This is a genomic window from Paraburkholderia sp. CI3, from assembly GCF_050436505.1.
Taxonomy (GTDB): Bacteria; Pseudomonadota; Gammaproteobacteria; order Burkholderiales; family Burkholderiaceae; genus Paraburkholderia; species Paraburkholderia tuberum.
The window spans coordinates 2,829,173-2,854,064 of sequence record NZ_JBNDMI010000004.1 but is presented as its reverse complement, the minus strand read 5'-3'; the positions used below and the strand labels follow the sequence as shown (position 1 = coordinate 2,854,064).

Below are 24,892 nucleotides of genomic sequence, written 5' to 3'. Positions count from 1 at the left end.
AATATCAGACGAAGCTCTGCGCGAGCGAGCCGAGCAGCAACTGCCAGCCGTCGACGAGCACGAACAGCATCAGCTTGAACGGCAGCGAAATCGTCGCCGGCGACACCATCATCATGCCCATCGACATCAGCACGCTCGCGACCACCATGTCGATGATCAGGAACGGAATGAAGATCGTGAAGCCGATCGTGAAGCCGGTCTTCAACTCGCTCGTCACGAACGACGGCACCAGCAGCGACAGCGGCACGTCTTCGGGCCCCTGCATCGGCGCCGCGTGCGAGATGCGCGCGAACAGCGCAAGGTCGCTTTCGCGGGTCTGACGCAGCATGAAGGTCTTGAACGGCGCGACGCCGCGCGCCACCGCCTGATCCATCGACATCGTGCCTTCGGAGAACGGCTTGTAACCTTCGTTATAGGCTTTATCGAGCACCGGCGACATCACGAACAGCGTCAGAAACAGCGCGAGACCGACGACCACCTGGTTCGGCGGCGTCGTGGTCGTGCCGAGCGCCTGGCGCAGCAGCGACAACACGATCACGATGCGCGTGAAGCTCGTCATCATCAGCACCATCGCGGGCAGGAACGACAGCATCGTGAGCAGCAGCATCGTCTGCACGCTCAGCGAGTAGGTCGTGCCGCCGTTGGGGCCGGGGCTCGTCGTGAACGCCGGCAGGCCGGCGGTTTGCGCGAAAGACAGCGTCGGCAGCGCGAACAGCAGTGCCGGCAGCGCGAGTTGAAGCGCTGCGGGGAGCGCCCGCCCCGCACGGCGCGTAAGCGTGAAGAACCAGGCTGACTGCCTGAAACTGACCTGCATTACCGATCCCCGCCGCGGTGCGCGTTGAAACGTTTGCCCACTTCGCCCTTCAGGGCGTCGCGAAAGCGTTGACCAAAAGTGCCGGAAAGCGGTGCTGGCGAAGCGGCAACCGTATCGGCCGCGACGGAACCCGCCGGCATCGTATGCAGCAGCCGCACGTTGCCGGGCGCGGCGCCGAGCACGAGCCACGTATCGCCGATCTCGACGACCGCGACGCGTTCCTTGCCACCGAGCGAAGCGCCGCCGACCGTCTTCACGAGGCCGCCGCGCTGGCCCGGTTGCAGGCCGAAGCGTCGCGCGAGCCACGCGCAGCCGAACACGAGGCCGATCACGACCGCGAGCCCGACGAAGGTTTGCAGGACCGCGCCGACGCCGAGCGCCGGCACTGCGCTGCCCGCGCCGACACCGGAGGCGATCTTCGCGGCGTTGTTGACCGCGTTCATGTCGGCGGCGTGCGCGACGGTGGACGCGACGGTGCACGCGAAAAGCGACGCGAGCAGCACGCCGCGACCTGCCAAACGTTTCATCGATTGAGTTTCCGGATGCGTTCGGACGGCGTGATGATGTCGGTCAGCCGGATACCGAACTTGTCGTTGACGACCACCACCTCGCCCTGCGCGATCAGGCAGCCGTTGACGAGCACGTCCATCGGTTCGCCGGCCATGCCGTCGAGTTCGACGACCGAGCCCTGCGCGAGCTGCAGCAGATTGCGGATCGCGATCTTGGTGCGGCCGAGTTCGACCGTCATCTGGACGGGAATGTCCAGGATCATGTCGATGTCGTTGTGCGTCGAGGTCGGCGCGGCCTTCGACAGCGGCTGGAACACGGCGCCCGCGGCCGGGTTGATTTCGTCGTTGCCGTTCTGCTCGGCGAGCGCGCTTGCCCAGTCGGCCATCGCCGCGTCGTCTTCCACGGCGGACAGCTCGCCGGCGGCGAGTTGCTCGGCTGCCGCGAGATCGGTCTCGGGCTTTGCGTTCAGGTCACTCATATCCACCTTCCTTCATCGTGTCGGCTGCGCTGATCATCTTCTGGACCCGCAACGCGTACTGACCATTGAAAATTCCGTAGCCGCATTCCATCACCGGCACGCCGTCTACTTTCGCGGTGATGTGCTCGGGGATGTTGATCGGCAGAACATCGCCTTTGCGCATGTTCAGGATCTGTTCGAACGTGACCGGCACCTGCGCGAGATCGGCGCTCAGCTGCACTTCGGCGGCCTGCACCTGCTGCGACAGCACGCGCACCCAGCGTCGGTCGACGTCCATCGCCTCGCCCTGGATCGGCGACGAGAGAATGTCGCGGATCGGCTCGATCATCGAGTAGGGCATGCAGATGTGCAGCGTGCCGCCCGTCGAGCCGAACTCGATCGAGAACTGCGTGACGATGACGATTTCGTTCGGCGTCGCGACGTTGGCGAACTGCGTGTGCATTTCCGAGCGCACGTATTCGAACTGCAGCGGACGCACGCTCTTCCACGACGCCGCGTAGTGCTCGAACGTCAGATTGAGCAGCTTCGTGATGATGCGCTGCTCGGTCTGCGTGAAATCGCGTCCTTCGACGCGCGTATGGAAACGGCCGTCGCCGCCGAACAGGTTGTCGACCACGAAGAACACGAGGTTCGGATCGAACACGAACAGCGATGTGCCGCGCAGCGGCTTCACGTGGACCAGGTTCAGGTTGGTCGGGATCGGCAGGTTGCGCGTGAACTCGCTGTACTTCTGCACCTTCACCGGGCCGACGGAAATTTCCGCCGAGCGCCGCATGAAGTTGAAAATGCCGACGCGCAACAGGCGCGCGAAGCGGTCGTTGATGATTTCGAGGCCCGGCATCCGGCCACGGACGATACGTTCCTGCGTCGCGATGTTGTACGGGCGCACGCCCGTGCGGTCGTTTTGCTCGGATTCCGTGTCGGATTCGCCGGTGACGCCCTTCAGAAGGGCATCGACCTCCTCCTGGGACATGAACTCTTCGTGGCCCATTGCTTATTCCTCGTGCGTCCCTTGGCGATTGATGATGGCAGCGCTTGACAACGTCACGTCACTGCACGACGAATTCGGTGAACAGCACGTCCTGCACGCGGATCGGTGCGGCGCTCTTGTCGGTCGGCTGGGTGATCAGCGTCTTCAGCTCTTCGGCGAGCGCGCGCTTGCCTTCGAGCGGCGCGAGTTCTTCGGGGTGCTTGTTCGACAGGGCGAGCAGGATGCGGCTGCGCACTTCCGGCATGTGATCGGTGAGCGCCTGCTGGGTGGCGGCATCGCCGAGCTTGAGCGTGAGGCCGATGCGCAGGAAGTGTTGCTGGCCGTCGTCCGATTGCAGGTTGACGGTCATCGATTCGAGCGGGAAGAACAGCGGCACGGCGGATTGCGCCGGCGTGGCTTCGGCCGATACGGCGACGGGTGCGCGCTTCGACATGAAGAACCACATGCCGGCGCCGGCAGCGCCCGCGGCGATCAGCGCAATGAGGACGATCAGGATGATGCGCTTCATGGGGCCCGGCGAGGCGGGCGCGGCTTGTTGCGGGGCGGTCGTGGTTGCCATTTGGTTTGCCAGCTTGTTGCTGGCCTAGTAAGGGTTAGGGTGATTGTTGTTGATTTGCCTGCGGCGCTATGGGTCGAAAAGAAGGGCTATTTCTGGCTATTTCTCGTTGTTCTGGCTTTGTTGGCCTTTCCTTGCTGACTTATCGGTCTATTAGCGTTGCCCCTGTGCGGGGCGGCACCTACTTTCTTTGCTGCTGCAAAGAAAGTAGGCAAAGAAGACAGCTCAAACCGCAAACTCTTAAGCGGGTCCCTCGGTCTGCATGAGGTAGTGGTGCATCTGGAATCCGTGCCCTCGCACATTCGGCGCCAGTGACAAGGCAGTCATTCTTCCGGCGGCGCTGCGCGCGCCGAAACCCCGTTCAAAAACCACTGGTGGTTTCGGCGCATCGCCAAGGCGCAGCCGACGGCCCCCGCTGCGCGGGCCAAACCATTGGTTTCCCAGGCAGACCCGTCCGCGACGCACGTAGTGCGGAGTGGGAGGGATGACGGCTTTGTCACGAACGCGGAATGTGCGGGGGCCCGGATTCCAGATGCACCACTACCCCTTCCAAGCCAGGGGACCCGCTTATGAGCTTGCGGTTTGAGCTGTCTTCTTTGCCTACTTTCTTTGCAGCAGCAAAGAAAGTAGGTGCCGCCCCGCACAGGGGCAACGCTAATAGACCGATAACAAAGCAAGGAAAGGCCAACAAAGCCAGACCAACGACAAAAAAGCGCCCCGCCTCGCTTCAGGCAAACGTATCGACCAATCCAACCTGCTGCCGCACGGCAACATTCCCGATGGCATCGCTGGAGCTGTCCCCTGCAAGGGCACCACCACCACCATTACCCCTCTTCCCATTCCCCCCACCCGCGCCAGCGCTCTGCTGTTGCTGCCCGCTCTGCCGCGCAAACCCATCACTCACACTCGCACTGCCAAGCCCAATCCCATTCGACTCCATCGCCTCGCGAAGCTTCGGCAACGCCGCCTCGACCGCCTCCCGCACCGACTGGTGCTGCGAAACGAACAGCGCATGCGCATGGTTATCCGCCACCTGCAACACGACCTGCAACGGCCCCAGATCCTTCGGATTGAGCGTCAGCTCAGCACTCTGCGAATGCGCATTCGACAAAAACACCACCTTCTGGCTCAGCGCGTCTTCCCAGTCGCTCGTGCCGACCTGCGGCGTCAACGCATTCGCGGCGGCGGCCGCGCTCGCATTGCCCGTGCTCTGCGCTGCCGCTGTCGTGCTCGCGGCGTTCGCTGTCGCTTGCGTCGCGGCCAGCGCGGCGTTCGCCGCCTCGGACGCGCTGCGCGCCGAGGCGAGGTTGTCCGCCTGGCCGCTCGTCGCGGCCGCGGCGCTCAACGCATCGGCGGCCGACTTCGCTGCCGACGGATCGGCCAGCGCGGTCGCGGCGGCCGTCGCCGTCGACGTCGTGTGGGTCGTCGAGGCGCCCTTGCCGTTGCCGAACAGGCCGCTCGCGAGCGTCTTGTCGTCCGACGTGCCGTTCAGGCCGTTTTTCGTGCTGCCCAAGCCGCCCGCCGCGCTCGACACGCTCGCGGCTTTCGCGGCCGCGCCGGCAGCAAGCGCGGCCGCGGGCACCGCGCCCTGGCCGCTCGACAGCGCGGACAGCGCACTCTGCAACGCATCCTGCAGCGACTTCGGATCGAGCGCGCCTTTCCTGCTTGCCGCGGTGGCCGCGAGCGTGCTCGTGGCCGTGCCGGCCAGCGCGCTCATCGCATCGGCGGCGGAGCTTGCGGCATCGGTCGTGGTGGTGGCGTTCGAGTCGGCGTTGTTGGCGACGACCTGTGCCTGCGCTTGCGCCTGAGCCTGGGCGGCAGCCGCAGCGGCGGCGAGCGCGCCAGCGTCGGTTTGCGCCTTGGTGTCTTTCTGCCTGGCTTGCGTCGCGCTCGCCTGGCTGTTCGATGTCTGCTGCGTTGGTGTCGTCGACGACATGGACGACGGCGATGACGCGCTGCTGCTGGCCGCGTTGCTCGCTGTGCCGTTGCCGTTCTGGCTGCCGCTCGCGCTCTGCTGCGAGGAAGCGGGCGGCGGCGCACTGGGCGCGCTCGGCGCCGAGGCTTGCGACGCCGTCGCTGAACTGGTCTGCTGTTGATTCGCGCTGTTCTGCTGGTCGATGCTTTGCTGCAAGGTCTGCGCGAACGAGCTCGAGCCCGCGGCGTTCGCGGACGCGCTGCTCGACCCATTGCCGCTCGTGTCGAGCAGCGTGCTCAGTTGGGAGCCGATCTGTGAAAGAAGCGACATAAAGAATCCTGTGAATCGGTCGAACGGGTGTGCCGTAGGGCGTTAGCCGCGAGGCAAGGCCTCACGCGCCGTCGGCTCGCATGCGCAGACTCCGCGCCGCATATTCGTCGGCATCGCGCTGTTCGCGCCGCGCCGCAACCTTCGCCTCGGCCGCCTCGCCGCGCGCCTGCAGCACTTCGTACGAGCCGAGCTTCTGCTTGTGGCGCTGCCAGTCGGGCTTCGCCGCCTCGAGGCGCGCGCTCGCCGCCGCGAGCAGGCTGCGCTGCTGCTCGATCGCGGCATCGAGCGTGTCGATGAACGCCTGGAAGTTGCGCATGTTGCCGGCCGGCATGCCTGACTGCGCGCTCTCCATGAAGCGTGCGTAGTATTCGTCGCGGTACTGCACGAGCGCATCGAGTTGCGCCTGTACGTCGTTGCGCTCGCGCTGCGCGCGGCCGAGCCGCTGCGCGGCGGCGTCCACGTCGTCCTGCGCGAGACCGATCAGCGTCTTGATCGGAAAATGTTTCGACATCGTCAGCCTCCTCGGCCACAGGGTCTGTTTACATATGGAACGCACGTGCGTTGCCGCGAGAAGGGCCGCTCGCAAGGACTGCGACGCCGCGAATACTCGACGTATTCGCAAGGAGCATGACGCAGCGAGCGGCCCTTCTCGCGGCAACCCCAGTTCTGAATTTCATTCCAGGGGAATGCCCGCTATCGGCCGCATGGCGGCGTCGCGCGTCGCTCACGTGGCGCGGCCACGCAGCGCTCCTTACTCCTTGCCCTGCGCCCCGAAGGAAGTCCCCTTGGGGGACGGCCGATAGCGGGCATTCGCACGTGCGTTCCATATGTAAACAGACCCTAAGCAAACAGCGCGTTCAGCATGTCGATGCTCGGCTGGAAGTTCGCGCACTCGCGAAAGCCTTGCTGCAGGAACGCTTCCATCCGCGGATACAGCGCGATCGCGCGATCGAGCACCGCGTCGCGCCCGCTCGAATACGCGCCGACGTTGATCAGATCGCGGTTGCGCTGATAGCGCGACAGCATCTGCTTGAACATACGCGTTTTATTCAGATGGTTATCGTCGATCAGCGCGGTCATTGCCCGGCTAATCGACGCTTCGATATCGATCGCAGGGTAGTGGCCGGCTTCGGCGAGCGAGCGCGACAGCACGATGTGGCCGTCGAGAATCGCGCGCGCCGAGTCGGCGATCGGGTCCTGCTGGTCGTCGCCTTCGGTGAGCACCGTGTAGAACGCGGTGATCGAGCCGCCGCCCGCCGGTCCGTTGCCGGTGCGCTCGACGAGCGCCGGCAGCTTCGCGAACACCGACGGCGGATACCCCTTGGTCGCGGGCGGCTCGCCGATCGCGAGCGCGATCTCGCGCTGCGCCATCGCGTAACGGGTCAGCGAATCCATTAGCAGCAGCACGTGCTTGCCCTGGTCGCGGAAGTATTCGGCGAGCGAGGTCGAGTACGCGGCGGCCTGCATCCGTAACAGCGGCGACACGTCGGCCGGCGCGGCGATCACGACCGAGCGCGCCAACCCTTCCTCGCCGAGAATCTGTTCGATGAACTCCTTCACTTCGCGGCCACGTTCGCCGATCAGGCCGATCACGATCACCTCGGCGCTGGTGTAGCGCGCCATCGTGCCGAGCAGCACAGATTTACCGACGCCCGAACCCGCGAACAGCCCCATCCGTTGACCACGACCGACGGTCAACAGCGAGTTGATCGCGCGCACGCCGACGTCGAGCACCTTGTGAATCGGCTCGCGATTGAGCGGATTGATGACCGGCGCGGACAGCGGCGCGTCCTTTTGCGTGCCGAGCGGGCCGAGCCCGTCGAGCGGACGGCCGGATGCGTCGAGCACGCGGCCGAGCAATTCCCAGCCGACCGGTAGACGCTTCGCGCCCGCGAGCGGGTCGGCGATCGGCGCGCTTTCGAGCGGAAAGACCCGCGCGCCGGGCAACAGGCCGATCACTTCGGTGGTCGGCATCAGGAACAGCTTGTCGCCGGAGAAGCCGACCACTTCGGCTTCGGCCATCGGCAGCGAACTGCCGGGCGGCAACTCGATCATCACTTCGGCGCCGACCGACAGACGCAGGCCGACCGCTTCGAGCACGAGACCGGCCGCGCGTGTGAGACGCCCGCACGCGCGCAGCGGCTTCGCGATCGCGTTGCGCGCGCGCAGCGCGTCGAGCTGGCCGCGCCATGCCTGCATGTGGGGATTGATGTCGAGCGCGGGATCGTAGGACGGCGCGTGCGGAGCGTGAGCGGCGCAAGCACTGCGCGCGGCGTGGTCCGTCGCGGCGGACTCGCGGCTCGCCGCCGCGCCTGTCGCTGGATGTGCGCTCGCAGGAGCGTGCCATGCCGCATCCGGAGGCTCCGGAATACCGGCCGACTCGACATCGGCCAGCGCCTCGGCGCCGAACGACGCCAACGCGAGCTCGCGTTCGAGCGGCGTCAGATCGCTCGCGCGGATCTCGTCGAGCGTCGGCTTCACCACGTGCTCACCTTGCCGAGCGCGGCGGCGACGCGCTGCCAGCGCGTATCGATGCCCGCGTCGACCTCACCGGTGCCGGCTTGCGCGCGGCAACCGCCACGTTCCACCGATGCGTCGGTTCGCACGGTCCAGCCGCGCGTTTGCAATTCATCGAGCAGATACGCCTCGACGACCGGCAGATCGGCGGGACTCACGATCAGCGCCGGCGCGCCGGCGAGCGCGGGCTCGGCCGCGAGTACCTCGCGCGCGGCCGCGATCAGTGCGGTCGGGTCGTGCTGCACGTGCTGGCGCACGACCTGCTGCGCGATGTCGAGCGCGAGTGCAATCAGCGTTTCGGAGATCGCGTGCTGCGCGCCATCGAGCGCGCTCTTGAAGGTTTCGGCGAGCGCGGCGAGCCGCATCGCTTCCTCGCGCGCCTCGGTCTGGCCTTGCGCGAAACCCTGCGCGTGCCCCTGGTCATAGCCCGCCTGAAAGCCGAGCGCCTGGCCGGCCACATGACCGGACGCGACGCCCTGTGCATGCGCGGCTTCGCGGCGGTGCTCGAGTTCGGCTTCGAACGCGCGCTCGTCGAATTCGGGTTCGGCCGGCGGCGCCGCCGGCGGGACCGGGTCGAACGACGCCATCTCCCAGCGCTGGTAGGCCGAGAGGCTTTCCTTTGCCGGGGCGTTCGGATCAGACATAGGCATCTTCCGCCTTGCCGCCTAGAGCGATCTGTCCGCTCTCGGCCAGGTTGCGCACGATCTGCAGGATGCGGCGCTGCTGCGTCTCGACTTCGGACACGCGTACCGGGCCGCGCGCGTCGAGGTCTTCGGCGAGCAACTCGGCCGCGCGCTGCGACATGTTCGACAGGAACTTCTGACGCAGCGCGGGCGCCGCGCCCTTCAGCGAGATGATCAGCGCTTCGGATTCGACTTCCTTCAGCAGCAGCTGGATCGCGCGGTCTTCTAGGTCGAGCAGGTTCTCGAACACGAACATCTGGTCGATGATCTTCTGCGCGAGCTCGGCGTCGTACTGGCGCACGTTTTCGATGACGCCTTCCTCGTGGTTGCTCGACATGAAGTTCAGAATCTCGGCCGCGGTGCGGATACCGCCCATCGGGCTGCGCTTCAGGTTGTCGCTGCCGGACAAGAGGCCGGTCAGCACGTCGTCGAGCTCGCGCAGCGCGGCCGGCTGGATGCCGTCGAGCGTCGCGATCCGCAGCAGCACGTCGTTGCGCAGCCGGTCCGTGAAACAGCCGACGATCTCCGAAGCCTGATCGCGGTCCAGATGCACGAGGATCGTCGCGATGATCTGCGGATGCTCGTTCTTGATCAGTTCCGCGACCGCCGCCGAGTCCATCCACTTCAGGCCTTCGATGCCGCTCGTGTCGCTGCCCTGCAGGATCCGGTCGATGATCGCGCCGGCCTTGTCGTCGCCGAGCGCCTTGGTCAGCACGGAGCGGATGTAATCGCTCGAATCGAGCGACATGCCGGTGTGCTGCTCGGCCTCGCGCACGAACTCCTGTAGCACCTCGTCGACCTGTTCGCGGGTGACGTTCTTCAGCGCGGCCATCGCGACGCCGATTTTCTGAACCTCACGGGGGCCCAGAAACTTGAACACCTGCGCCGCCTCTTCCTCGCCGATCGACATCAGCAGCAGCGCGCTCTTCACTACGCCTTCAGCGCTCATCGGACACCCAGTTCTTGACGACGGTTGCTACGACCTTCGGATCCTGACGCGCGATGCTGCGCGCGAACTCCAGGTTCCGCTCGTATTTGTGCTTCGCGTTTTCGAGCGCGAGCTGCTCGCTATCCGCTTCGATTTCGACCACCGCGCCATCGCGCTCCTCGGCCGGGATGCCGTCGAGCAGCACCGGTTCGTCGGGCCCCATCAGCGCGGCAACCGGCTCGGGCGGCGGCGGGAAGGCGCGGCGCAAAGCCGGCTTCACCATCACGAAGTAGAGGAACAGGGCCACCGCGCCGATGCCGAGGTACGTCGCGATCTGCTTGTACAGCGCGAGCATGTCGGGCGTGCGCCACCACGGCAGATCGGCGTTCGGGTCGAGCTCGGTGGTAAACGCGCTGTTGACCACGTTGACCGAGTCGCCGCGCGACGCGTCGAAGCCCATCGCGTCCTTCACGAGCTGGGTGATCTGCGCGAGCTTGTCGGCGCTGACCGGCTGCATCGTCACGTGCCCCTTCGGATCGACGACCCGCAGATAATTGACGACCACCGCGACCGACAGCCGGCGGATGCCGCCCATCGGCTGGTCGACGTGGCGCACGGTCTTGTCGAGCTCGTAGTTGGTGGTTGAATCCTTGCGGTCGCTGACCGGCGTCGTGGTGACCGAGCTCGCGCCGTTGCCGGCCACGACCGGCGCGGAGGCCGGCTGCGGCGGCTGGTTCGACAGCGCGCCCGGCACCCCCGAGGCGCCGCCTTGCGACATTTCGGTGGCGCTGCTCGACTGCTGGCTGCGGATCGCGGCCTGCTGCGGATTGCCGTTCGGGCCGTAGTTCTCGGAGGTCTGCTCGCTGTGCGAGAAGTCGATGTCGGCGCTGACCTGCGAGCGCGCGTTGCCGGCGCCGAACAGCGGCGCGAGGATCGTGTCGATGCGCTGCTGGGTGTTGCGCTCGATCTGCTGGCGGAACTTCAGCTGGGTCGCATCGAGTCCGCTGCCATTGGTGGGCTGCGTGAGCAGGTTGCCGTCCTGGTCGAGGATCGTCACGCCGCGCACCGGCATTTCCGGCACCGCCGACGCCACCATGTGCGTAATCGCGACGACCTGCCCTTCGTCGAGCACGCGGCCCGGGTACAGGTTCACGAGCACCGCCGCCGACGGCGCTTCCTTGTCGCGCACGAACACGCTCGGCTTCGGAATCGCGAGATGCACGCGCGCCGATTTGACGCTCGAGATCGCTTCGATCGTGCGTTCGAGTTCGCCTTCGAGCGCGCGCTGATAGTTGATCTGCTCGTCGAACTGGCTGATGCCGAATTTCTGGTTGTCCATCAGCTCGAAGCCGACCGAGCCACTCTTCGGCAGCCCCTGCGATGCGAGGCGCAGGCGCATCTCGTGGACCTGCTCGGCCGGCACGAGGATCGCGCTGCCGCTTTCGGACAGCTTGTACGGAATATTGGCCTGCTGCAGCGCGGTGATGATCGAGCCGCCGTCGCGGTCGGACAGATTGCTGTAGAGCACCTTGTAGCTGGGCGCGCGCGACCACAGGAACAGGCCGGCGACGACCGCCACCAGCAGCGCGACCGCGAACACGAGCGGCGCGCGCGGGTTGCCGCGCATCTGCGCGAGTCCGGACAGACGCTGGCCGAAATTGCCGCCGATACCTCCCAGGCCGCCGAGGCCACCGAGGTCGGCCGTGCCGCCGGCCTGGCCGCTACCGGCCTGACCGGCAGCGGGCTGCGCGCCGGCGAGCCCCATACGGGCGTCGGGGTTGATCAAAGAGTTGGCTGACGAATCCATGCGTCGGGTTTCTCCGGGGAATGCCTTGGCGTTCTGTCGTGATGCCGCGCCGGGGCTCGGCGGACGGACAGAGACTTTCACGTTTGAAATTATCCGCAGCGCGGCTCAGCCCGATTGCTTGAATAGAGCCGGGTTTCCCCTCTAGTTTCGGGACTTTCCGCAAGGAGCCGCTGCTATGCTTTCGTCTAGATCGGTACACCGTCCGGCGGTCCGATCGCACATCCAACGGAGAAAACATGACCATGCCCGTGAACGCGCTATCGTCGGCGCTGCAACAGATGCAGGCGATGGCGGCGCAGGCGGCCGGCGACGCGACCCCGGCGGCGGAGCAATCCGGCGCGGCGACGCCCACCAACTTCGCGGCGGCGCTGAAGGCTTCGCTCGACAAGATCAGCGGCGACCAGCAGAAGGCGATCGGCGAGTCGCAGGCGTTCGAGCTCGGTGCGTCGAACGTGTCGCTGAACGACGTGATGGTCGACATGCAGAAGGCCAACATCGGCTTCCAGTTCGGCCTGCAGGTGCGCAACAAGCTGGTCGCCGCGTACAACGACATCGCGCAGATGTCGATCTGAGCGGGATCGCGCGTGTCCGCCTGAAGGACTGCCTGAAGGTCCATACGAGTCCCGTCCGACGATCCGGCACGCCGCTGCCGACGCTTGCGCCGGCGGCTTCGTGCCGTGTTTCCCGTGCCCGCCCAGCGGCGCTTTCGATCCTCCTTACGCCGGACTAAAGCTTTGTCGTCGCGCATCCGATAACCAAATTACAGGTCAGCGACCGGCGCGTCGACGCGCCGCGCGGCCACGCCACGACTTAACCGCAGCCAGTATCAGAGGAGGAGCGCCGATGTTTTCCCAAGGGCACGCTGGAGCCAACGCGTATGCGCGTGTCGGTATTGAGACATCCGTGATGGGCGCAAGTCCGCATCGTCTGATCGTGTTGCTGTACCAGGGCGCACGCCAGGCGATCGCGCAAAGCCGCATGCATTTGCAGCAGGGCAACGTGGCCGAGCGTGGCATGGCGATCAGCAAGGCGATCCGGATCATCGAAAGCGGGCTGCAGCAGTCGCTCAACCTCGAGGTGGGCGGCGAAATCGCCGAACGGCTCAATGCTTTGTACGACTATATGGCGCGTCGACTGTTGCAAGCCAATATCAATCAGAGCGAGGCGATGCTCGTCGAGGTGGACCGTCTGCTCGCGACGCTCGAAGAGGCATGGATCGGGATAGCCCCGGAGATCGCGCGGATGGCAGCACAGCCAGCCGCGGAAAGCTTGAGATGACATCGAACGCAGAATATTTTGCCCGCTACGAGGCGATCGCCGCGCTGTCCTGCCGCATGCTGATAGCGGCCCGTCGTGCACTGTGGAACGACCTGGTGCACTTGCAGGAAGAGTATCGGCAGCTGGTCGAAGCGCTGCGCGAAGCCGACGTGGGCGTCAAGCTCGACGAGGCCGAACGCCTGCGCAAGTACGCGCTGATCCGCCAGATCCTCGCCGACGACGCCGCGATCCGCGACCTCGCGAATCCGCGCATGGCGCATCTGTCGGCGCTGTTCGCCGGCCGGTCGACGCGCGTGCTGAAGGAGTTGTACGGGGCGCGCTGAGCGCGAGCGCGCGCGCGTGAGCTGGCGCCACGCCGCACGCGTCTGAAGGATCGTAGCAATCAGAGCATCGCGCGTGTTGCCGCCGATGCGACCAAGGAACCGGCATGAACGGAATCGATTCGGCCCTCGCTTCGGTGCTGTCGAGCCGGATCGACAGCCTGCTCAGCATCGCGCCGGGAACCGCGACCACCTCGCAGACCGGCGCGGCCGGCGTCGATACCGCGGTTCCCGCGGCGCCTGCGAACGTGACGCCCGCGCCCCAGTCGTCCGCGCAAACCGCGCTGTCGGCCGTCGCGCTGACGCTGAATGCGATTGCGCACTCAGGCGGCGAGGCCACACCGGCGGTGCTCGGCCGCGCGCCGATCTGGGCGGCCGCGCCGGCGCTCGACGTCGCCATCGAAAGCTTGCCGCTGACCGATGCGGCGGGCGCCGCGACAGTCAATTTCGCTGCCGGCGATTCCGCCGCTGCTGCCAGCACCAATACCAATCCCAACGCTGCCGCCAGCGCAACCGCGGCCGCCACCGCGAGCGTGGCGGCGACCGAAGTGCCGGTCGCGGCGCTCGCGGCCGCGCTGCAACAGACGCTCGCCGACAGCGGCCTGTTCTACGAGGCGCATCTCGCGGCGTGGCTGGTCGGCCAGCGTTCGCCGGCCGAACTGGCGAAAGAGGCGCAGAACCAGCTCGTCGCAGATTCTCAATTGCCTCCCGACTGGAGCGCCGACGCTGGCGACGCGAGCGCGCGGACCGCTGCGGCGAACGGAGCCCCCGAGGCAACGCCACGCGGCACGGCGAACGTTGCCGAGAACAACCCTGCCATGCACGCGATGCCGTCGATCCTGACCGCGCAGGCCGCGCGACTCGTCGCGGGCGAGCTGCTGGCCAGCTCGGTGTCCGACCTGAATGGCCAGTCCACACACGCGGGGCTGCACAGCGCGGTGTCTCAGGCGGCCGATGCCGGCTCGTCGCAGAGCGCGCAGGCGATGGCGGCGGCGGTGCATCCGGCGACGGTGCCGCTCGTGCGCCAGCAGCTCGATCTGCTTGCGACCGGACAGTTCCGCTGGACCGGCGAGGCGTGGCCCGGCGCGCGTCTGGACTGGACGATCGAGCAGGATGGCGACGAATGGGACCGCAGCGGCGGCGGCCTCGCGAGCGAGGAGGACCAGCCGTGGCGCACGCGTCTGACGCTGTCGCTGCCGACGCTCGGCACCGTCGATGCCGAACTGACGCTGACCGGCACGCGGCTGACCGCGCGCGTGCAGGCGAGCCCGCGGGGCGCCGCGCGGCTCGCGATGCAGGGGGACGGTTTCCGTCAACGGCTCGCGGCGGCGGGGCTCGAGCTGCAGGGATTGACGATTCGCGAGATCGGCGGCGGTGTGCCTGGTACTACCGCGGCGGGCACCTCGGCGGCGGGTGCGCAGGCCGCGAGCGCGTATGCACGGTCGGCGTCGGCGGCCGTGGCCACGTCGACGGCGTCGGCCTCGGGCGCCGCATCGCGCGACGACTTCAATTGGGATATCTGATGAGCCGCACCCATCGTCGCAGCGCGGCTGCGCTTGTTTATGACGCTAATGGCGGCGAGCCCGCTCCGCGTGTGGTCGCCAAGGGGTATGGGCTGCTCGCCGAGATGATCGTGCAGCGCGCGAAGGAGGCAGGGCTGTATGTGCATGAGGCGCCCGAGATGGTGTCGCTGCTGATGCAAGTCGATCTGGATGCGCGGATTCCACCGCAGCTTTATCAGGCTGTCGCCGAGTTGCTGGCCTGGTTGCATCGGCTCGAGAGTGGGGCTGATGCTGAGACGGGCAATGGCGCTGGCGCGTCGGATGTGGTTGATGTTGTTGCTACTGATGTGCCTGGCGGCGCTAGTGCTGCGGATCACTGAAGGTGTGTGTTTGCCCTTTGGCAGGGCGGGCGCTTTTTTGTCGTTGTTCTTTGCGGTGTTGGCCTTTCCTTGTTGTCTTGTCGGTCTATTAGCGTTGCCCCTGTGCGGGGCGGCACCTACTTTCTTTGCTGCTGCAAAGAAAGTAGGCAAAGAAGACAGCTCAAACCGCCAACTCTTAAGCGGGTCCCTCGGTCCGCATGAGGTAGTGGTGCATCTGGAATCCGTGCTCCCGCACATTCGGCGCCGGTGACAAGGCAGTCATTCTTCCGGCGGCGCTGCGCGCGCCGAATCCCCGTTCCAAAACCACCGGTTGTTTCGGCGCATCGCCGAGGCGCAGCCGAGGGTCCCCGCTGCGCGGGGAAAACCATTGGTTTCCCAGGCAGACCCGTCCGCGACGCACGTAGTGCGGAGTGGGAGGGATGACGGCTTTGTCACGAACGGGGAATGTGCGGCGGCCCGGATTCCAGATGCACCACTACCCCTTCCAAGCCAGGGGACCCGCTTATGAGCTTGCGGTTTGAGCTGTCTTCTTTGCCTACTTTCTTTGCAGCAGCAAAGAAAGTAGGTGCCGCCCCGCACAGGGGCAACGCTAATAGACCGACAAGAAAGCAAGGAAAGGCCAACACCGCAAAGAACAAAGACAAAAAAGGCCTCACCCCGCCCAGGGGCAAAATCAAAACCTCATCATCAACTTCAACACCGCGTTCACGCGTCTACCGTATGGTGGCGAAATCAACCCGCGCGCATTCAAGCGCGCCTGCATGAGCACGGGCTTCATCTTGGAAAAAGTAACGAACCCCTCGTACCCGTGGTACGCCCCCATCCCACTCGCCCCGACCCCGCCGAACGGCAAACTCTCACATGCCAGATGCATCAGCGTCTCGTTAACCGCCATGCCGCCGGCGATCGTTTCATGCGTGACACGTTCAACCGTCCGCGCGTCGTCGGCATAGAGATAAAGCGCCAGCGGCCGCGGCCGCGCATTGATCCACGCGATCGCGTCGTCGAGCGTGTCGTACGGCACGAGCGGCAACAGCGGCCCGAAAATCTCCTCCTGCATCAGCGCGCATCCGTCCGGCGCGCCAGTCACGGCGATCAGAGGAAAGCGCCGGCTCCCGGCATCGGGCGTCGCGTTGGTCAGCGCATGCAATTGCGCGCCCGCAGCCCGCGCTTCGTCGGCGAGACGTTCGAGCCGCTCGAAGTGCCGCGAAGAAATGATCGACGTGTAATCCGGGTTCTGCGCGAAGTCCGGATACATCCTCGCCATCCGCACGCGCGCCCGTTCGATGAACGCCTGCTCCTTGCCGCGCGGCACCAGCACGTAGTCGGGCGCCACACAGGTCTGCCCCGCGTTCAGCGTCTTGCCTGCGATCAGATTGTCGACCGCGTTCTCGAAACGCGCATGCGCGCCGATCAGCGCCGGCGACTTGCCGCCGAGTTCGAGCGTGACCGGCGTCAGATGCTCGGCCGCCGCGCGCATCACTTCGTGACCGACCTTCGTCGAGCCGGTGAACAGCAGATGATCGAACGGCTGCGCGCTGAACGCGGCCGCGAGCGCCGCATCGCCATTGACGACCGCGACGTGAGTGCGCGCGAACGTCTGACCGATCAGCAGCTCGAATAGCGCCGAGGTGCGCGGCGTCAGTTCGGACATCTTGATGATCGCGCGATTGCCGGCCGTCAGCGCGCTGATCAACGGGCCGACCGCGAGCAGCACCGGATAATTCCACGGCACGATGATGCCGACCACGCCGAGCGGCTGCGGCACCACCTTCGCGCGCGCCGGCAGCAGCCACTTGTTGGTGCGGCGGCGCTGCGCTTTCATCCAGCGCTTGCCGTGACGCAGCGCGGCGTCGATCTCTTCCTTCACGAGCAGGAATTCGGCGAGCAGCACTTCTTCCTTCGCGCGATTGCCGAAGTCCGCGTGCACCGCGTCGGCGAGCGCGTCGCGATTGTCGAGCATCAGCTTGCGCAGCGCACGCAGATGCGTCGCGCGCGTGTCCCACGACGGATAGGGCGCGCGCAGATACGCATGACGTTGATCGCGCAACAGTGCTTCGAGCGCGCCGGCGTCCGGCACATCGTTCTTCATGTGAGTCCACTCCCAGATGGATGACCGTGCGCGTCGAGCGCGCTTATATTGGTTTGAGGTTGGGTCGGAGCTGCGAGCGGTGCGCTCGGGGTTTGCGCGCCCGCCGCGTTTACCCGGGAAAGGCGCGCTCGACGATCGCCGCGTGATCGAACGTGGCCGGCAGCGTGCCGTACACGCGGCCGCTTTCGCCGCAGCCGTCGGCGAGACGCGTCGCGATGAACGCGTCGGCGACCCCGGCGGGCGCGTGCTGCGCGAGCAGCGTCGCCTGCGTGATCAGCACGATCTGCTGCGCGATACGTCGCGCCGACGCCTCGCGCGGTTCGGCCGGTCCGTTCAGCGTCGCGGCGAGACGCGCGAGTGCCGCGCCCAACGCCGGATGCGCGCGCGCGACGTCCTGCCAGGCGGCGAACAGCGCTTGCGCGGCATGCGGCTCGCGCTCCATCGCGCGCAGCACGTCGAGGCACATCACGTTGCCCGAGCCTTCCCAGATCGAGTTGACCGGCGCCTCGCGATAGAAGCGCGCCATCGGCCCGGTTTCGACGTAGCCGTTGCCGCCCCAGACTTCCATCGCCTCGCCGGTGAATTCGAGCGCGCGCTTGCAGACCCAGTACTTCGCGGCAGGCGTAACGATGCGCCGCCAGGCGCGTTCGGCCGATGAAGCCGACGACGCGTCGGCGGACTCCTCGAACGCGCGCGCGAGGCGCATGAACAGCACCGTAGCCGCTTCGGATTCGAGCGCGAGATCGGCGAGCACGTTGCGCATCAGCGGCTGCTCGGCAAGGTGCCGGCCGAACGCGCTGCGATGCCGCGCATGATGGACCGCCTGCACGAGCGCGGCGCGCATCAGCGCGGCGCTGCCGATCACGCAGTCGAGCCGCGTGTAGCTCGCCATTTCGATGATGGTCGGCACGCCGCGTCCTTCGTCGCCGATCATCACACCGTACGCGTCGAGAAATTCGACTTCGCTGCTTGCGTTGGAGCGATTGCCGAGCTTGTCCTTCAGACGCTGGATCTGCACCGCGTTCTTGCTGCCGTCCGGCGCGAAGCGCGGCACGAAAAAGCACGACAGCCCCTCGTGCGTGTCGGTGCGCGCGAGCACCAGATGGGCGTCGCACTGCGGCGCCGAGAAGAACCATTTATGACCGACGAGCCGGTAGGCGCCGCCGCGTCCGCCGGCACCGTCGAACGCATGGGCGCGCGTCCGGTTGCTGCGCACGTCGGAGCCGCCCTGTTTCTCGGTCATGCCCATGCCGATCATCGCCGAGCGCTTTTGCGTGAGCGGCACGTCGCGCGGATCGTGCTCGCGTGTGTACAACTGGTCGCGCAGCGTATCGAACAACGTGGATTCGCGCTGCAACACCGGAATGCTCGCGAATGTCATCGTCAGTGGGCACAGCGAGCCGGATTCGATCTGCGCATGCATGAAGTAGCCGGCGCAGCGCGCGGCCATCGCGCCGCTTCGCGGCTCGGCGAACGGAAGCGCGTGTAGCCCTTCGCGGCGCAGCAGCGCGAGCAGTTCATGCCACGCGGGATGGAACTCGAGCGCATCGATGCGCTCGCCGCGCGGACTATGCGTGACCAGCTCCGGCGTATGGCGGTTGGCGAGCTCCGCGAGCGCGAGCGTGTCGGGCGTCGTCAGCGTCGCGCCGTGTCGCAGCAGCGCCTCGCGATGCCAGCTCGCGCCGTCGCGATCGACGGCCGCGCTCAAAGCGGCGTCGCTCGCGAACAGGTTGTAGTCCGCGAGCGGCGGCGCCTGATTCGTCACCTCGTGAGTCTGGCCGAAGCCGTGCCGTTCCATCTGCTGTCTCCGTGCTTTCGCTATTGTGCGCCGCTTCGCCGACGGCATCCCCGATGCGCTTCGTCGCATCTGTTCGAGCGCCGCGCGTGATGCCGCATGCCGGAAGGAGGGCGCGCGTCGCGCCATGTTTGGAAGCCGCGCGCGGGCCGTACGCGCCTTTCATCATAGGGGCGCGTTGCCGCCGGCGTTTAGAGGAATCGTTCTGTCAGGGACCCGCCGCAGCCCCGATACGCTCCCTACAATGCGCAGAAAACACACGTAGACAAGTGTGCACGAGACAGGGTCCGCGAGCAACGCGGCCCATCAGGAGGAGCGCATGCAATACGACTACATCGTCGTCGGTGCGGGCTCGGGCGGCTGCACGCTCGCGAGCCGTCTCGCGGATAGCTGTCCCGACGCGACCATCGCGCTGATCGAGGCCGGTCCGCATACCGGGCGCAATCTATTGGTGAACATGCCGGTCGGCGTCGCGGCCGTGGTGCCGAATAGACTGAAGACCAACTACGGCTACCTGACCACGCCGCAGCCGGGGCTCGCCGGTCGCCAGGGCTATCAGCCGCGCGGACGCGGTTTCGGCGGGTCGAGCGCGATCAACGCGATGATCTACACGCGCGGCCATCCGCTCGATTACGACGAGTGGGCGCGGCTCGGCTGCGACGGCTGGTCGTGGGCCGAGGTGCTGCCGTATTTCCGCCGCGCCGAACACAACGAGCGCGGCGCCGATGCGTGGCATGGCGAGGCCGGTCCGCTGGCCGTGTCCGATCTGCGCTTCAGGAATCCGTTTTCCAGGCGCTTCGTGCAGGCCGCGCTCGAAGCGGGCTACAAAGCGAACGACGACTTCAACGGCGCGGACCAGGAAGGCATCGGCTTCTATCAGGTCACGCAACGTGACGGGCGCCGTTGCAGCGTCGCGCGCGCGTACATCTACGACCGGCCGCGCGCGAACCTGCACACGATGGCCGACGCGACCGTGCTGCGCGTCGTGTTCGACGGCAAGCGCGCGAGCGGCGTCGAAATCGTGCGCGGCGGCCGCACCGAAACGCTCGCGGCGCGCGCCGAGGTCGTGCTCGCCGCTGGGGCGTTCAACTCGCCGCAACTGTTGATGTGCTCGGGCATCGGGCCGGCCGCGCATCTGCGCTCGCTCGGCATCGACGTGCTTCACGATGCGCCCGAGGTCGGCCAGAACCTGATCGATCACATCGATTTCACGATCAACAAACGCGTGAGGTCGATCGAGCCCACCGGTTTCTCGGTGCGCGGCATCGCGCGGATGCTGCCGCAATTCGTGACCTTCATGCGACACGGGCGCGGCATGCTGACGAGCAACGTCGCCGAGGCGGGCGGTTTTCTGAAGAGCCGGCCGACGCTCGCGCGGCCCGATCTGCAACTGCATTTCTGCGCGGCGATCGTCGACGATCACAACCGCCATATGCACTGGGGCCACGGCTATTCGCTGCATGTATGCGTGCTGCGTCCGCATAGCCGCGGCACCGTGACGCTCGCAAGCGCCGATGCGCGTGTCGCGCCACTGATCGATCCGCGCTTTCTGAGCGATGCGCGCGATCTCGATCTGCTCGTCGAGGGCGCGAAGATGGCGCGGCGCATTCTCGGCGCGCCGTCGCTCGCGCTGCACGGCGGCGAGGAGTTGTACACGCGGCCAGGGCAATCGGATGCGGAACTGCGCCAGACGATCGCCGAGCGCGCGGACACGATCTATCACCCGGTCGCGACCTGCCGGATGGGCGGCGACGCGCGCTCGGTCGTCGATCCGCAATTGCGCGTGCGCGGCGTGACGGGGTTGAGGATCGTCGATGCGTCGGTCATGCCGACCCTGATCGGCGGCAACACCAATTCGCCGACGGTGATGATCGGCGAACGGGCGGCGGAGTTGATCGCGACGAGCCGGCGAGAGGGAGCGGGGAGGTCGGCGACGGTGACGCCCCCGAACCCAGGTGACATGCCGGCGCAGGCGGTTTGATCGCCGTTTGCAAGGAGGTCGGCAAACGCGAGCGGCGTGACGCGGCCGGCCGCCGCCCGTCACTCGCCTGAGGGTGGCAGAACTCCTTGCGGCGCTGTGATTCCGTTAAAGCCGATCCCCGGTCCGAGTATGAAATCGTCGCTGACGTGTGTCGGCAGCGTTTCGCGCGCGACGTCGAGCCACGCGCGCGCCGCGTGCGACAGATAACCGTTGCGGCGCCAGCCGATCGCCATCTCCCACGGGATCTCCGGTTCGACGACCGGGCGGCAGGTGAACTGCGCGGGATCGAGCCGCCGGCAATAGGGCGCGGGCAGCAGCGCGATGCCGACGCCGGCCAGCACCAACGCCGCCATGAAGTCCCAATGCGCGCTGCGTCCAACGATCGCGGGCGCAAATCCCGCCGCGCGACACGCGTTCAACACGACGTCGTTCAGCGCGAGGCTTTCGCCGTAAAACACGAACGGCTCATCGGCGAGTTGGGCGAGCGGCACCTCGTTCAACGCATCCCAGCGCGAGCCGGCGCGCGCGACGAGCCACAACAACTCGCGCGACATCGGCAGCACGTCGATGTTGTCGGGGTCGACCGGCTGCAGCACACCGCCCAGTTCCAGTTCACCGTTGATCAGCGCGGCTTCGATCGCGCGCGAGCCCTGCTCGAACAGCTTCAGCTCGATCTTCGGATAGCGCTGGCGGAACGCGGCGATTGCGGGTGTGAAGAGCGCACCGCCCATCGGCGGAATGCCGATTGCCAGTTCACCGCGCCCGAGCGTGTCGAGATCGTTCAGCTCGGCCTGCAGTTGCGCGTGCGCGGCGAGCACGTCCTGGCCGCGCTGATAGACGATCCGGCCCACGTCGGTGAGAACCATCTGGCGGCCGTCGCGCAGCAGCAGCGGCGAGCCGATTTCGTCTTCCAGCGACTTGACCATCTTGCTGATGGTCGGCTGCGTGACGAACATCTGCTCAGCGGCGACGGTGAAGCTTTGCTGACGGACCACTTCGACGAAATAGCGCAGCGCGCGGAGTTCCATGAGCGTGGTCTCCCGAATTCCAGTTTGGAATGATTTCGATGATTGTAAGTCATTTTGTTTATGCCGCGGCGAGCCCCATACTAAGTGCCTTCCACGCCAGCCAGGGAATGCCATGTCCGCGCCAGTTTTCGCCCGTTCCGTGCGTCCCGCCGGTGGCGGCTCAAGTGGGGACGCGGGTGGCTTCGGCCGTGTCGCACGCATCGCCGTGCAAAGCGCCGCGATCGCGGCGCTGTGGATCGGCGCCGATTTCATCGTGCGGCGGCTGCATCTGCCGGTGCCGGGCGGCGTGGTCGGCCTCGTCGTGCTGCTCGCGCTGCTGTTCTGTGGCGGTATCGCGCCTGGCTGGGTCAAGGCCGGCGCGGACTGGCTGCTGTCCGACATGCTGCTGTTCTTCATTCCGGCGGCGGTCGCCGCCGTGCAATACGGCGGCCTGTTCCGCGCGGACGGCTGGCGCCTCGCGCTGGTGGTGATCGCCGGCACCCTGATGGTGATGGTCGCGGTGGCGTTCGCTGTCGATCAGGCCGCGCGCGTCGAACGGCGTTTCGCGCTGCGCCGCGTGCGGGTTGCGCGTAAGGCAGGCAGTCTGTCGCGCGAGCGCCGATGAACCCGCTCCCGTTTGCTTCGCTGTTGGCCGACGACGCCTCGCGCCTGATCGCGGCCGGCTGCCTCGTGTTGACGATCGCGCTGTACTTCGCGTCGAAGGCGCTGTATGCGCGCGTGCGCTCGCCGTGGCTCACGCCGATGCTGACGGTGCCGGCCGCGCTCGTCGCGATCGTCCTACTCGCGCACATTCCGTATTCGCTTTACTTCGAGGACACGCGCTGGCTGATGTGGCTGCTCGGCCCCGCGACGGTCGCGTTCGCCGTGCCGATCTACGAGTACCGCGCACTGTTGAAGCGCCACTGGATCTCGCTGTCCGTCGGCGTGACGGTGGGCATTCTGGTCGGCGTCGGCGGCTCGCTGATGCTCGCGAAGCTGCTGCACCTGTCGCCGGACTTGCAGCGCAGCCTGATGACGCGTTCGGTGTCGACGCCATTCGCGCTCGCGGTGTCCGACAGGATTCACGCGCCGAAGGACCTGACCGCGCTGTTCGTGATCGCGACCGGCGTCTGCGGCATGCTGTTCGGCGAAATCGTGCTCGCGTTCGTGCCGCTGCGTACGCGGCTCGCGCGCGGCGCGCTGTTCGGTGCGGCCGCGCACGGCGTCGGCACCGCGAAGGCACGCGAGCTCGGCAGCGAGGAGGGCGTAGTGTCCAGCCTGACGATGATGATCGCCGGTGTCGCCATGGTGCTGCTCGCGCCGATGCTGGGGCTGCTGCCGATCTGAACCAGCGCGCTGCCGCACCATCCGGCGCACGCCGAAGTCATCTCGATTTGCTACAATCGCCGTTCGTCTTCGAGGAGCGTTGCGACGGGTACCGCGAATCCGCATTCGCCGGCCGCCCGCCAGGCTCGAAGGCTTCAATTGGCAGCATGGAATGCGCATCGCGCGAATCCGAACGCTGCCTCAAACCGCGCTCACGTCACATTTCTAGTCAATTTCTTAGAAAGGAGGGCGTGATGAACGCCGCAGTCATCGATTCCCAGAAGCAGGATTACGTTGTCGCCGACATGTCGCTCGCCGCTTGGGGCCGCAAGGAACTCACGATCGCCGAGACCGAAATGCCCGGCCTCATGCAGACCCGTGAAGAGTACAAGGCGCAGCAGCCGCTGAAGGGCGCGCGCGTCGCCGGCTCGCTGCACATGACGATCCAGACCGGCGTGCTGATCGAGACGCTGACCGCGCTCGGCGCGGACGTACGCTGGGCCTCGTGCAACATCTTCTCGACTCAGGACCATGCCGCCGCCGCGATCGCGCAGGCCGGCACGCCGGTGTTCGCGTTCAAGGGCGAATCGCTCGATGAATACTGGGAGTTCTCGCACCGCATTTTCGAATGGCCGAACGGCGAGTTCGCCAACATGATCCTCGACGACGGCGGCGACGCGACGCTGCTGCTGATCCTCGGTTCGAAGGCCGAAAAAGACCGCTCGGTGATCGCCAGGCCGACCAACGAGGAAGAAGTCGCGCTGTACAAGTCGATCGCCGCGCACCTCGAGATCGACCCGACGTGGTACTCGAAGCGCCTCGCGGCGATCAAGGGCGTCACCGAAGAAACCACCACCGGCGTGCACCGTCTGTACCAGATGGAAAAGGAAGGCCGCCTGCCGTTCCCGGCCATCAACGTCAACGACTCGGTCACGAAGTCGAAGTTCGACAACCTGTATGGCTGCCGCGAGTCGCTCGTCGACGGCATCAAGCGCGCGACCGACGTGATGATCGCGGGCAAGATCGCGGTCGTGGCCGGTTACGGCGACGTGGGCAAGGGCTGCGCGCAATCGCTGCGCGGTCTGGGCGCGACCGTGTGGGTCACCGAAATCGATCCTATCTGCGCGCTGCAAGCGGCGATGGAAGGCTACCGCGTCGTGACGATGGAGTACGCGGCCGACAAGGCCGACATCTTCGTGACCGCGACCGGCAACTACCACGTGATCAACCACGATCACATGAAGGCGATGCGTCATAACGCGATCGTCTGCAACATCGGCCACTTCGACTCGGAAATCGACGTCGCGTCGACCCGTCAGTACCAGTGGGAAAACATCAAGCCGCAAGTCGACCACATCATTTTCCCCGACGGCAAGCGCGTGATCCTGCTGGCCGAAGGCCGCCTCGTGAACCTCGGCTGCGCGACGGGCCACCCGTCGTTCGTGATGTCGAACTCGTTCACGAACCAGACGCTCGCGCAGATCGAACTGTTCACGCAGGGCGCGAAGTACGAAAACAAGGTGTACGTGCTGCCGAAGCATCTCGACGAGAAGGTCGCGCGTCTGCATCTGGCGCGCATCGGCGCGAACCTGACCGTGCTGTCCGACGCGCAGGCCGGCTACATCGGCGTCGACAGGAACGGTCCGTTCAAGCCGAACCACTACCGCTATTAAGCACGCGGC

At 66.4% G+C, this 24,892-nt stretch carries 23 protein-coding genes and 1 riboswitch; of the genes, 9 read left to right on the top strand and 14 right to left on the bottom strand.

Annotated features, from left to right (window positions below; all coding sequences use genetic code 11):
• Positions 1-4 precede the first annotated feature (4 nt).
• The 11 genes from fliP to fliF all read right to left on the bottom strand — a co-directional run bounded on the left by fliP (position 5) and on the right by fliF (position 11,529).
• Positions 5-814, bottom strand: a complete 810-nt coding sequence (gene fliP / locus OKW29_RS34705) for a flagellar type III secretion system pore protein FliP (protein WP_184069741.1) — start codon at positions 812-814, stop codon at positions 5-7.
• A complete protein-coding gene (fliO, locus tag OKW29_RS34700; RefSeq protein WP_429294117.1) occupies positions 814-1,341 on the bottom strand; it encodes a flagellar biosynthetic protein FliO in 528 nt (175 codons plus the stop codon). The genes fliP and fliO overlap by 1 nt, the downstream gene beginning before the upstream one ends.
• Complete coding sequence (gene fliN / locus OKW29_RS34695) at positions 1,338-1,802, bottom strand: flagellar motor switch protein FliN (protein ID WP_090802529.1); 465 nt, start codon at positions 1,800-1,802, stop codon at positions 1,338-1,340. Before fliN ends, fliO begins: the two co-directional genes overlap by 4 nt.
• Complete coding sequence (fliM, locus tag OKW29_RS34690) at positions 1,795-2,793, bottom strand: flagellar motor switch protein FliM (RefSeq protein ID WP_184065889.1); 999 nt, start codon at positions 2,791-2,793, stop codon at positions 1,795-1,797. The genes fliN and fliM overlap by 8 nt, the downstream gene beginning before the upstream one ends.
• 58 nt (positions 2,794-2,851) lie before the next feature.
• Complete coding sequence (gene fliL / locus OKW29_RS34685; protein WP_429294116.1) at positions 2,852-3,352, bottom strand: flagellar basal body-associated protein FliL; 501 nt, start codon at positions 3,350-3,352, stop codon at positions 2,852-2,854.
• A 724-nt stretch (positions 3,353-4,076) separates the two neighbouring features.
• The gene (locus OKW29_RS34680; RefSeq protein ID WP_429294115.1) at positions 4,077-5,594 is read right to left on the bottom strand and encodes a flagellar hook-length control protein FliK; all 1,518 of its coding nucleotides are present in this window, start codon (positions 5,592-5,594) and stop codon (positions 4,077-4,079) included.
• A gap of 61 nt (positions 5,595-5,655) precedes the next feature.
• On the bottom strand, positions 5,656-6,105 hold the full coding sequence (fliJ, locus tag OKW29_RS34675) for a flagellar export protein FliJ (RefSeq protein ID WP_018418748.1): 450 nt from the start codon (positions 6,103-6,105) through the stop codon (positions 5,656-5,658).
• 329 nt (positions 6,106-6,434) lie between these two features.
• The gene (gene fliI, locus OKW29_RS34670) at positions 6,435-8,078 is read right to left on the bottom strand and encodes a flagellar protein export ATPase FliI (RefSeq protein ID WP_429294114.1); all 1,644 of its coding nucleotides are present in this window, start codon (positions 8,076-8,078) and stop codon (positions 6,435-6,437) included.
• Entirely contained in the window at positions 8,072-8,761 is a 690-nt protein-coding gene (gene fliH, locus OKW29_RS34665) for a flagellar assembly protein FliH (RefSeq protein WP_429294113.1), read from the bottom strand. Before fliH ends, fliI begins: the two co-directional genes overlap by 7 nt.
• The gene (fliG, locus tag OKW29_RS34660; protein WP_187627394.1) at positions 8,748-9,743 is read right to left on the bottom strand and encodes a flagellar motor switch protein FliG; all 996 of its coding nucleotides are present in this window, start codon (positions 9,741-9,743) and stop codon (positions 8,748-8,750) included. The genes fliH and fliG overlap by 14 nt, the downstream gene beginning before the upstream one ends.
• Positions 9,733-11,529 carry a flagellar basal-body MS-ring/collar protein FliF gene (gene fliF / locus OKW29_RS34655; protein ID WP_429294112.1) on the bottom strand — a complete coding sequence of 599 codons (1,797 nt, stop codon included), beginning with the start codon at positions 11,527-11,529 and terminating at the stop codon, positions 9,733-9,735. The genes fliG and fliF overlap by 11 nt, the downstream gene beginning before the upstream one ends.
• 236 nt (positions 11,530-11,765) lie before the next feature.
• Here fliF and fliE point away from each other — a divergent pair, with 236 nt between their 5' ends.
• From fliE to OKW29_RS34630, 5 genes are all read left to right on the top strand, one after another.
• Positions 11,766-12,101, top strand: coding sequence for a flagellar hook-basal body complex protein FliE (gene fliE, locus OKW29_RS34650; RefSeq protein WP_184051847.1), 336 nt, complete (start codon positions 11,766-11,768; stop codon positions 12,099-12,101).
• 271 nt (positions 12,102-12,372) lie between these two features.
• Complete coding sequence (gene fliS, locus OKW29_RS34645) at positions 12,373-12,807, top strand: flagellar export chaperone FliS (protein ID WP_090802543.1); 435 nt, start codon at positions 12,373-12,375, stop codon at positions 12,805-12,807.
• Positions 12,804-13,130, top strand: coding sequence for a flagellar protein FliT (locus tag OKW29_RS34640; RefSeq protein ID WP_429294111.1), 327 nt, complete (start codon positions 12,804-12,806; stop codon positions 13,128-13,130). The genes fliS and OKW29_RS34640 overlap by 4 nt, the downstream gene beginning before the upstream one ends.
• A 104-nt stretch (positions 13,131-13,234) precedes the next feature.
• Positions 13,235-14,650, top strand: a complete 1,416-nt coding sequence (locus OKW29_RS34635) for a flagellar hook-length control protein FliK (protein WP_429294110.1) — start codon at positions 13,235-13,237, stop codon at positions 14,648-14,650.
• Positions 14,650-15,009 (top strand): EscU/YscU/HrcU family type III secretion system export apparatus switch protein, encoded by a 360-nt coding sequence (locus OKW29_RS34630; protein WP_429294109.1) that lies wholly within the window; start codon positions 14,650-14,652, stop codon positions 15,007-15,009. Before OKW29_RS34635 ends, OKW29_RS34630 begins: the two co-directional genes overlap by 1 nt.
• 673 nt (positions 15,010-15,682) lie before the next feature.
• On the opposite strand, the gene OKW29_RS34625 is transcribed toward OKW29_RS34630, so the two are convergent.
• Positions 15,683-17,101 (bottom strand): coniferyl aldehyde dehydrogenase, encoded by a 1,419-nt coding sequence (locus OKW29_RS34625; RefSeq protein WP_429294108.1) that lies wholly within the window; start codon positions 17,099-17,101, stop codon positions 15,683-15,685.
• Positions 17,102-17,210: 109 nt separating this feature from the next.
• A complete protein-coding gene (locus OKW29_RS34620) occupies positions 17,211-18,899 on the bottom strand; it encodes an isovaleryl-CoA dehydrogenase (RefSeq protein ID WP_429294107.1) in 1,689 nt (562 codons plus the stop codon).
• Positions 18,900-19,215: 316 nt separating this feature from the next.
• Here OKW29_RS34620 and OKW29_RS34615 point away from each other — a divergent pair, with 316 nt between their 5' ends.
• Positions 19,216-20,877, top strand: a complete 1,662-nt coding sequence (locus OKW29_RS34615) for a GMC family oxidoreductase (protein ID WP_429294106.1) — start codon at positions 19,216-19,218, stop codon at positions 20,875-20,877.
• 59 nt (positions 20,878-20,936) lie between these two features.
• On the opposite strand, the gene OKW29_RS34610 is transcribed toward OKW29_RS34615, so the two are convergent.
• Positions 20,937-21,905, bottom strand: coding sequence for a LysR substrate-binding domain-containing protein (locus tag OKW29_RS34610; RefSeq protein WP_429294105.1), 969 nt, complete (start codon positions 21,903-21,905; stop codon positions 20,937-20,939).
• 112 nt (positions 21,906-22,017) lie between these two features.
• Between OKW29_RS34610 and OKW29_RS34605 the strand changes: the two genes are divergently transcribed.
• From OKW29_RS34605 to ahcY, 3 genes are all read left to right on the top strand, one after another.
• Complete coding sequence (locus OKW29_RS34605; protein ID WP_429294104.1) at positions 22,018-22,509, top strand: CidA/LrgA family protein; 492 nt, start codon at positions 22,018-22,020, stop codon at positions 22,507-22,509.
• A complete protein-coding gene (locus OKW29_RS34600) occupies positions 22,506-23,231 on the top strand; it encodes an LrgB family protein (protein WP_429294103.1) in 726 nt (241 codons plus the stop codon). Before OKW29_RS34605 ends, OKW29_RS34600 begins: the two co-directional genes overlap by 4 nt.
• 65 nt (positions 23,232-23,296) lie before the next feature.
• Positions 23,297-23,431: riboswitch (S-adenosyl-L-homocysteine riboswitch) on the top strand.
• A gap of 33 nt (positions 23,432-23,464) precedes the next feature.
• Entirely contained in the window at positions 23,465-24,883 is a 1,419-nt protein-coding gene (gene ahcY, locus OKW29_RS34595; RefSeq protein WP_429294102.1) for an adenosylhomocysteinase, read from the top strand.
• Positions 24,884-24,892 lie beyond the last annotated feature (9 nt).

Excerpts from the sequence above, each read along its gene's own strand:
- fliG (WP_187627394.1), bottom strand. The coding sequence starts at position 9,743 with ATGAGCGCTGAAGGCGTAGTGAAGAGCGCGCTGCTGCTGATGTCGATC.
- fliE (WP_184051847.1), top strand. The coding sequence starts at position 11,766 with ATGACCATGCCCGTGAACGCGCTATCGTCGGCGCTGCAACAGATGCAG.
- fliN (WP_090802529.1), bottom strand. The coding sequence starts at position 1,802 with ATGAGTGACCTGAACGCAAAGCCCGAGACCGATCTCGCGGCAGCCGAG.
- fliL (WP_429294116.1), bottom strand. The coding sequence starts at position 3,352 with ATGGCAACCACGACCGCCCCGCAACAAGCCGCGCCCGCCTCGCCGGGC.
- ahcY (WP_429294102.1), top strand. The coding sequence starts at position 23,465 with ATGAACGCCGCAGTCATCGATTCCCAGAAGCAGGATTACGTTGTCGCC.
- OKW29_RS34600 (WP_429294103.1), top strand. The coding sequence starts at position 22,506 with ATGAACCCGCTCCCGTTTGCTTCGCTGTTGGCCGACGACGCCTCGCGC.
- OKW29_RS34620 (WP_429294107.1), bottom strand. The coding sequence starts at position 18,899 with ATGGAACGGCACGGCTTCGGCCAGACTCACGAGGTGACGAATCAGGCG.
- OKW29_RS34640 (WP_429294111.1), top strand. The coding sequence starts at position 12,804 with ATGACATCGAACGCAGAATATTTTGCCCGCTACGAGGCGATCGCCGCG.
- OKW29_RS34635 (WP_429294110.1), top strand. The coding sequence starts at position 13,235 with ATGAACGGAATCGATTCGGCCCTCGCTTCGGTGCTGTCGAGCCGGATC.
- fliF (WP_429294112.1), bottom strand. The coding sequence starts at position 11,529 with ATGGATTCGTCAGCCAACTCTTTGATCAACCCCGACGCCCGTATGGGG.
- OKW29_RS34680 (WP_429294115.1), bottom strand. The coding sequence starts at position 5,594 with ATGTCGCTTCTTTCACAGATCGGCTCCCAACTGAGCACGCTGCTCGAC.
- OKW29_RS34630 (WP_429294109.1), top strand. The coding sequence starts at position 14,650 with ATGAGCCGCACCCATCGTCGCAGCGCGGCTGCGCTTGTTTATGACGCT.
- fliJ (WP_018418748.1), bottom strand. The coding sequence starts at position 6,105 with ATGTCGAAACATTTTCCGATCAAGACGCTGATCGGTCTCGCGCAGGAC.
- fliP (WP_184069741.1), bottom strand. The coding sequence starts at position 814 with ATGCAGGTCAGTTTCAGGCAGTCAGCCTGGTTCTTCACGCTTACGCGC.
- fliH (WP_429294113.1), bottom strand. The coding sequence starts at position 8,761 with ATGCCTATGTCTGATCCGAACGCCCCGGCAAAGGAAAGCCTCTCGGCC.
- OKW29_RS34625 (WP_429294108.1), bottom strand. The coding sequence starts at position 17,101 with ATGAAGAACGATGTGCCGGACGCCGGCGCGCTCGAAGCACTGTTGCGC.
- OKW29_RS34605 (WP_429294104.1), top strand. The coding sequence starts at position 22,018 with ATGTCCGCGCCAGTTTTCGCCCGTTCCGTGCGTCCCGCCGGTGGCGGC.
- OKW29_RS34610 (WP_429294105.1), bottom strand. The coding sequence starts at position 21,905 with ATGGAACTCCGCGCGCTGCGCTATTTCGTCGAAGTGGTCCGTCAGCAA.
- fliO (WP_429294117.1), bottom strand. The coding sequence starts at position 1,341 with ATGAAACGTTTGGCAGGTCGCGGCGTGCTGCTCGCGTCGCTTTTCGCG.
- fliS (WP_090802543.1), top strand. The coding sequence starts at position 12,373 with ATGTTTTCCCAAGGGCACGCTGGAGCCAACGCGTATGCGCGTGTCGGT.
- fliM (WP_184065889.1), bottom strand. The coding sequence starts at position 2,793 with ATGGGCCACGAAGAGTTCATGTCCCAGGAGGAGGTCGATGCCCTTCTG.
- OKW29_RS34615 (WP_429294106.1), top strand. The coding sequence starts at position 19,216 with ATGCAATACGACTACATCGTCGTCGGTGCGGGCTCGGGCGGCTGCACG.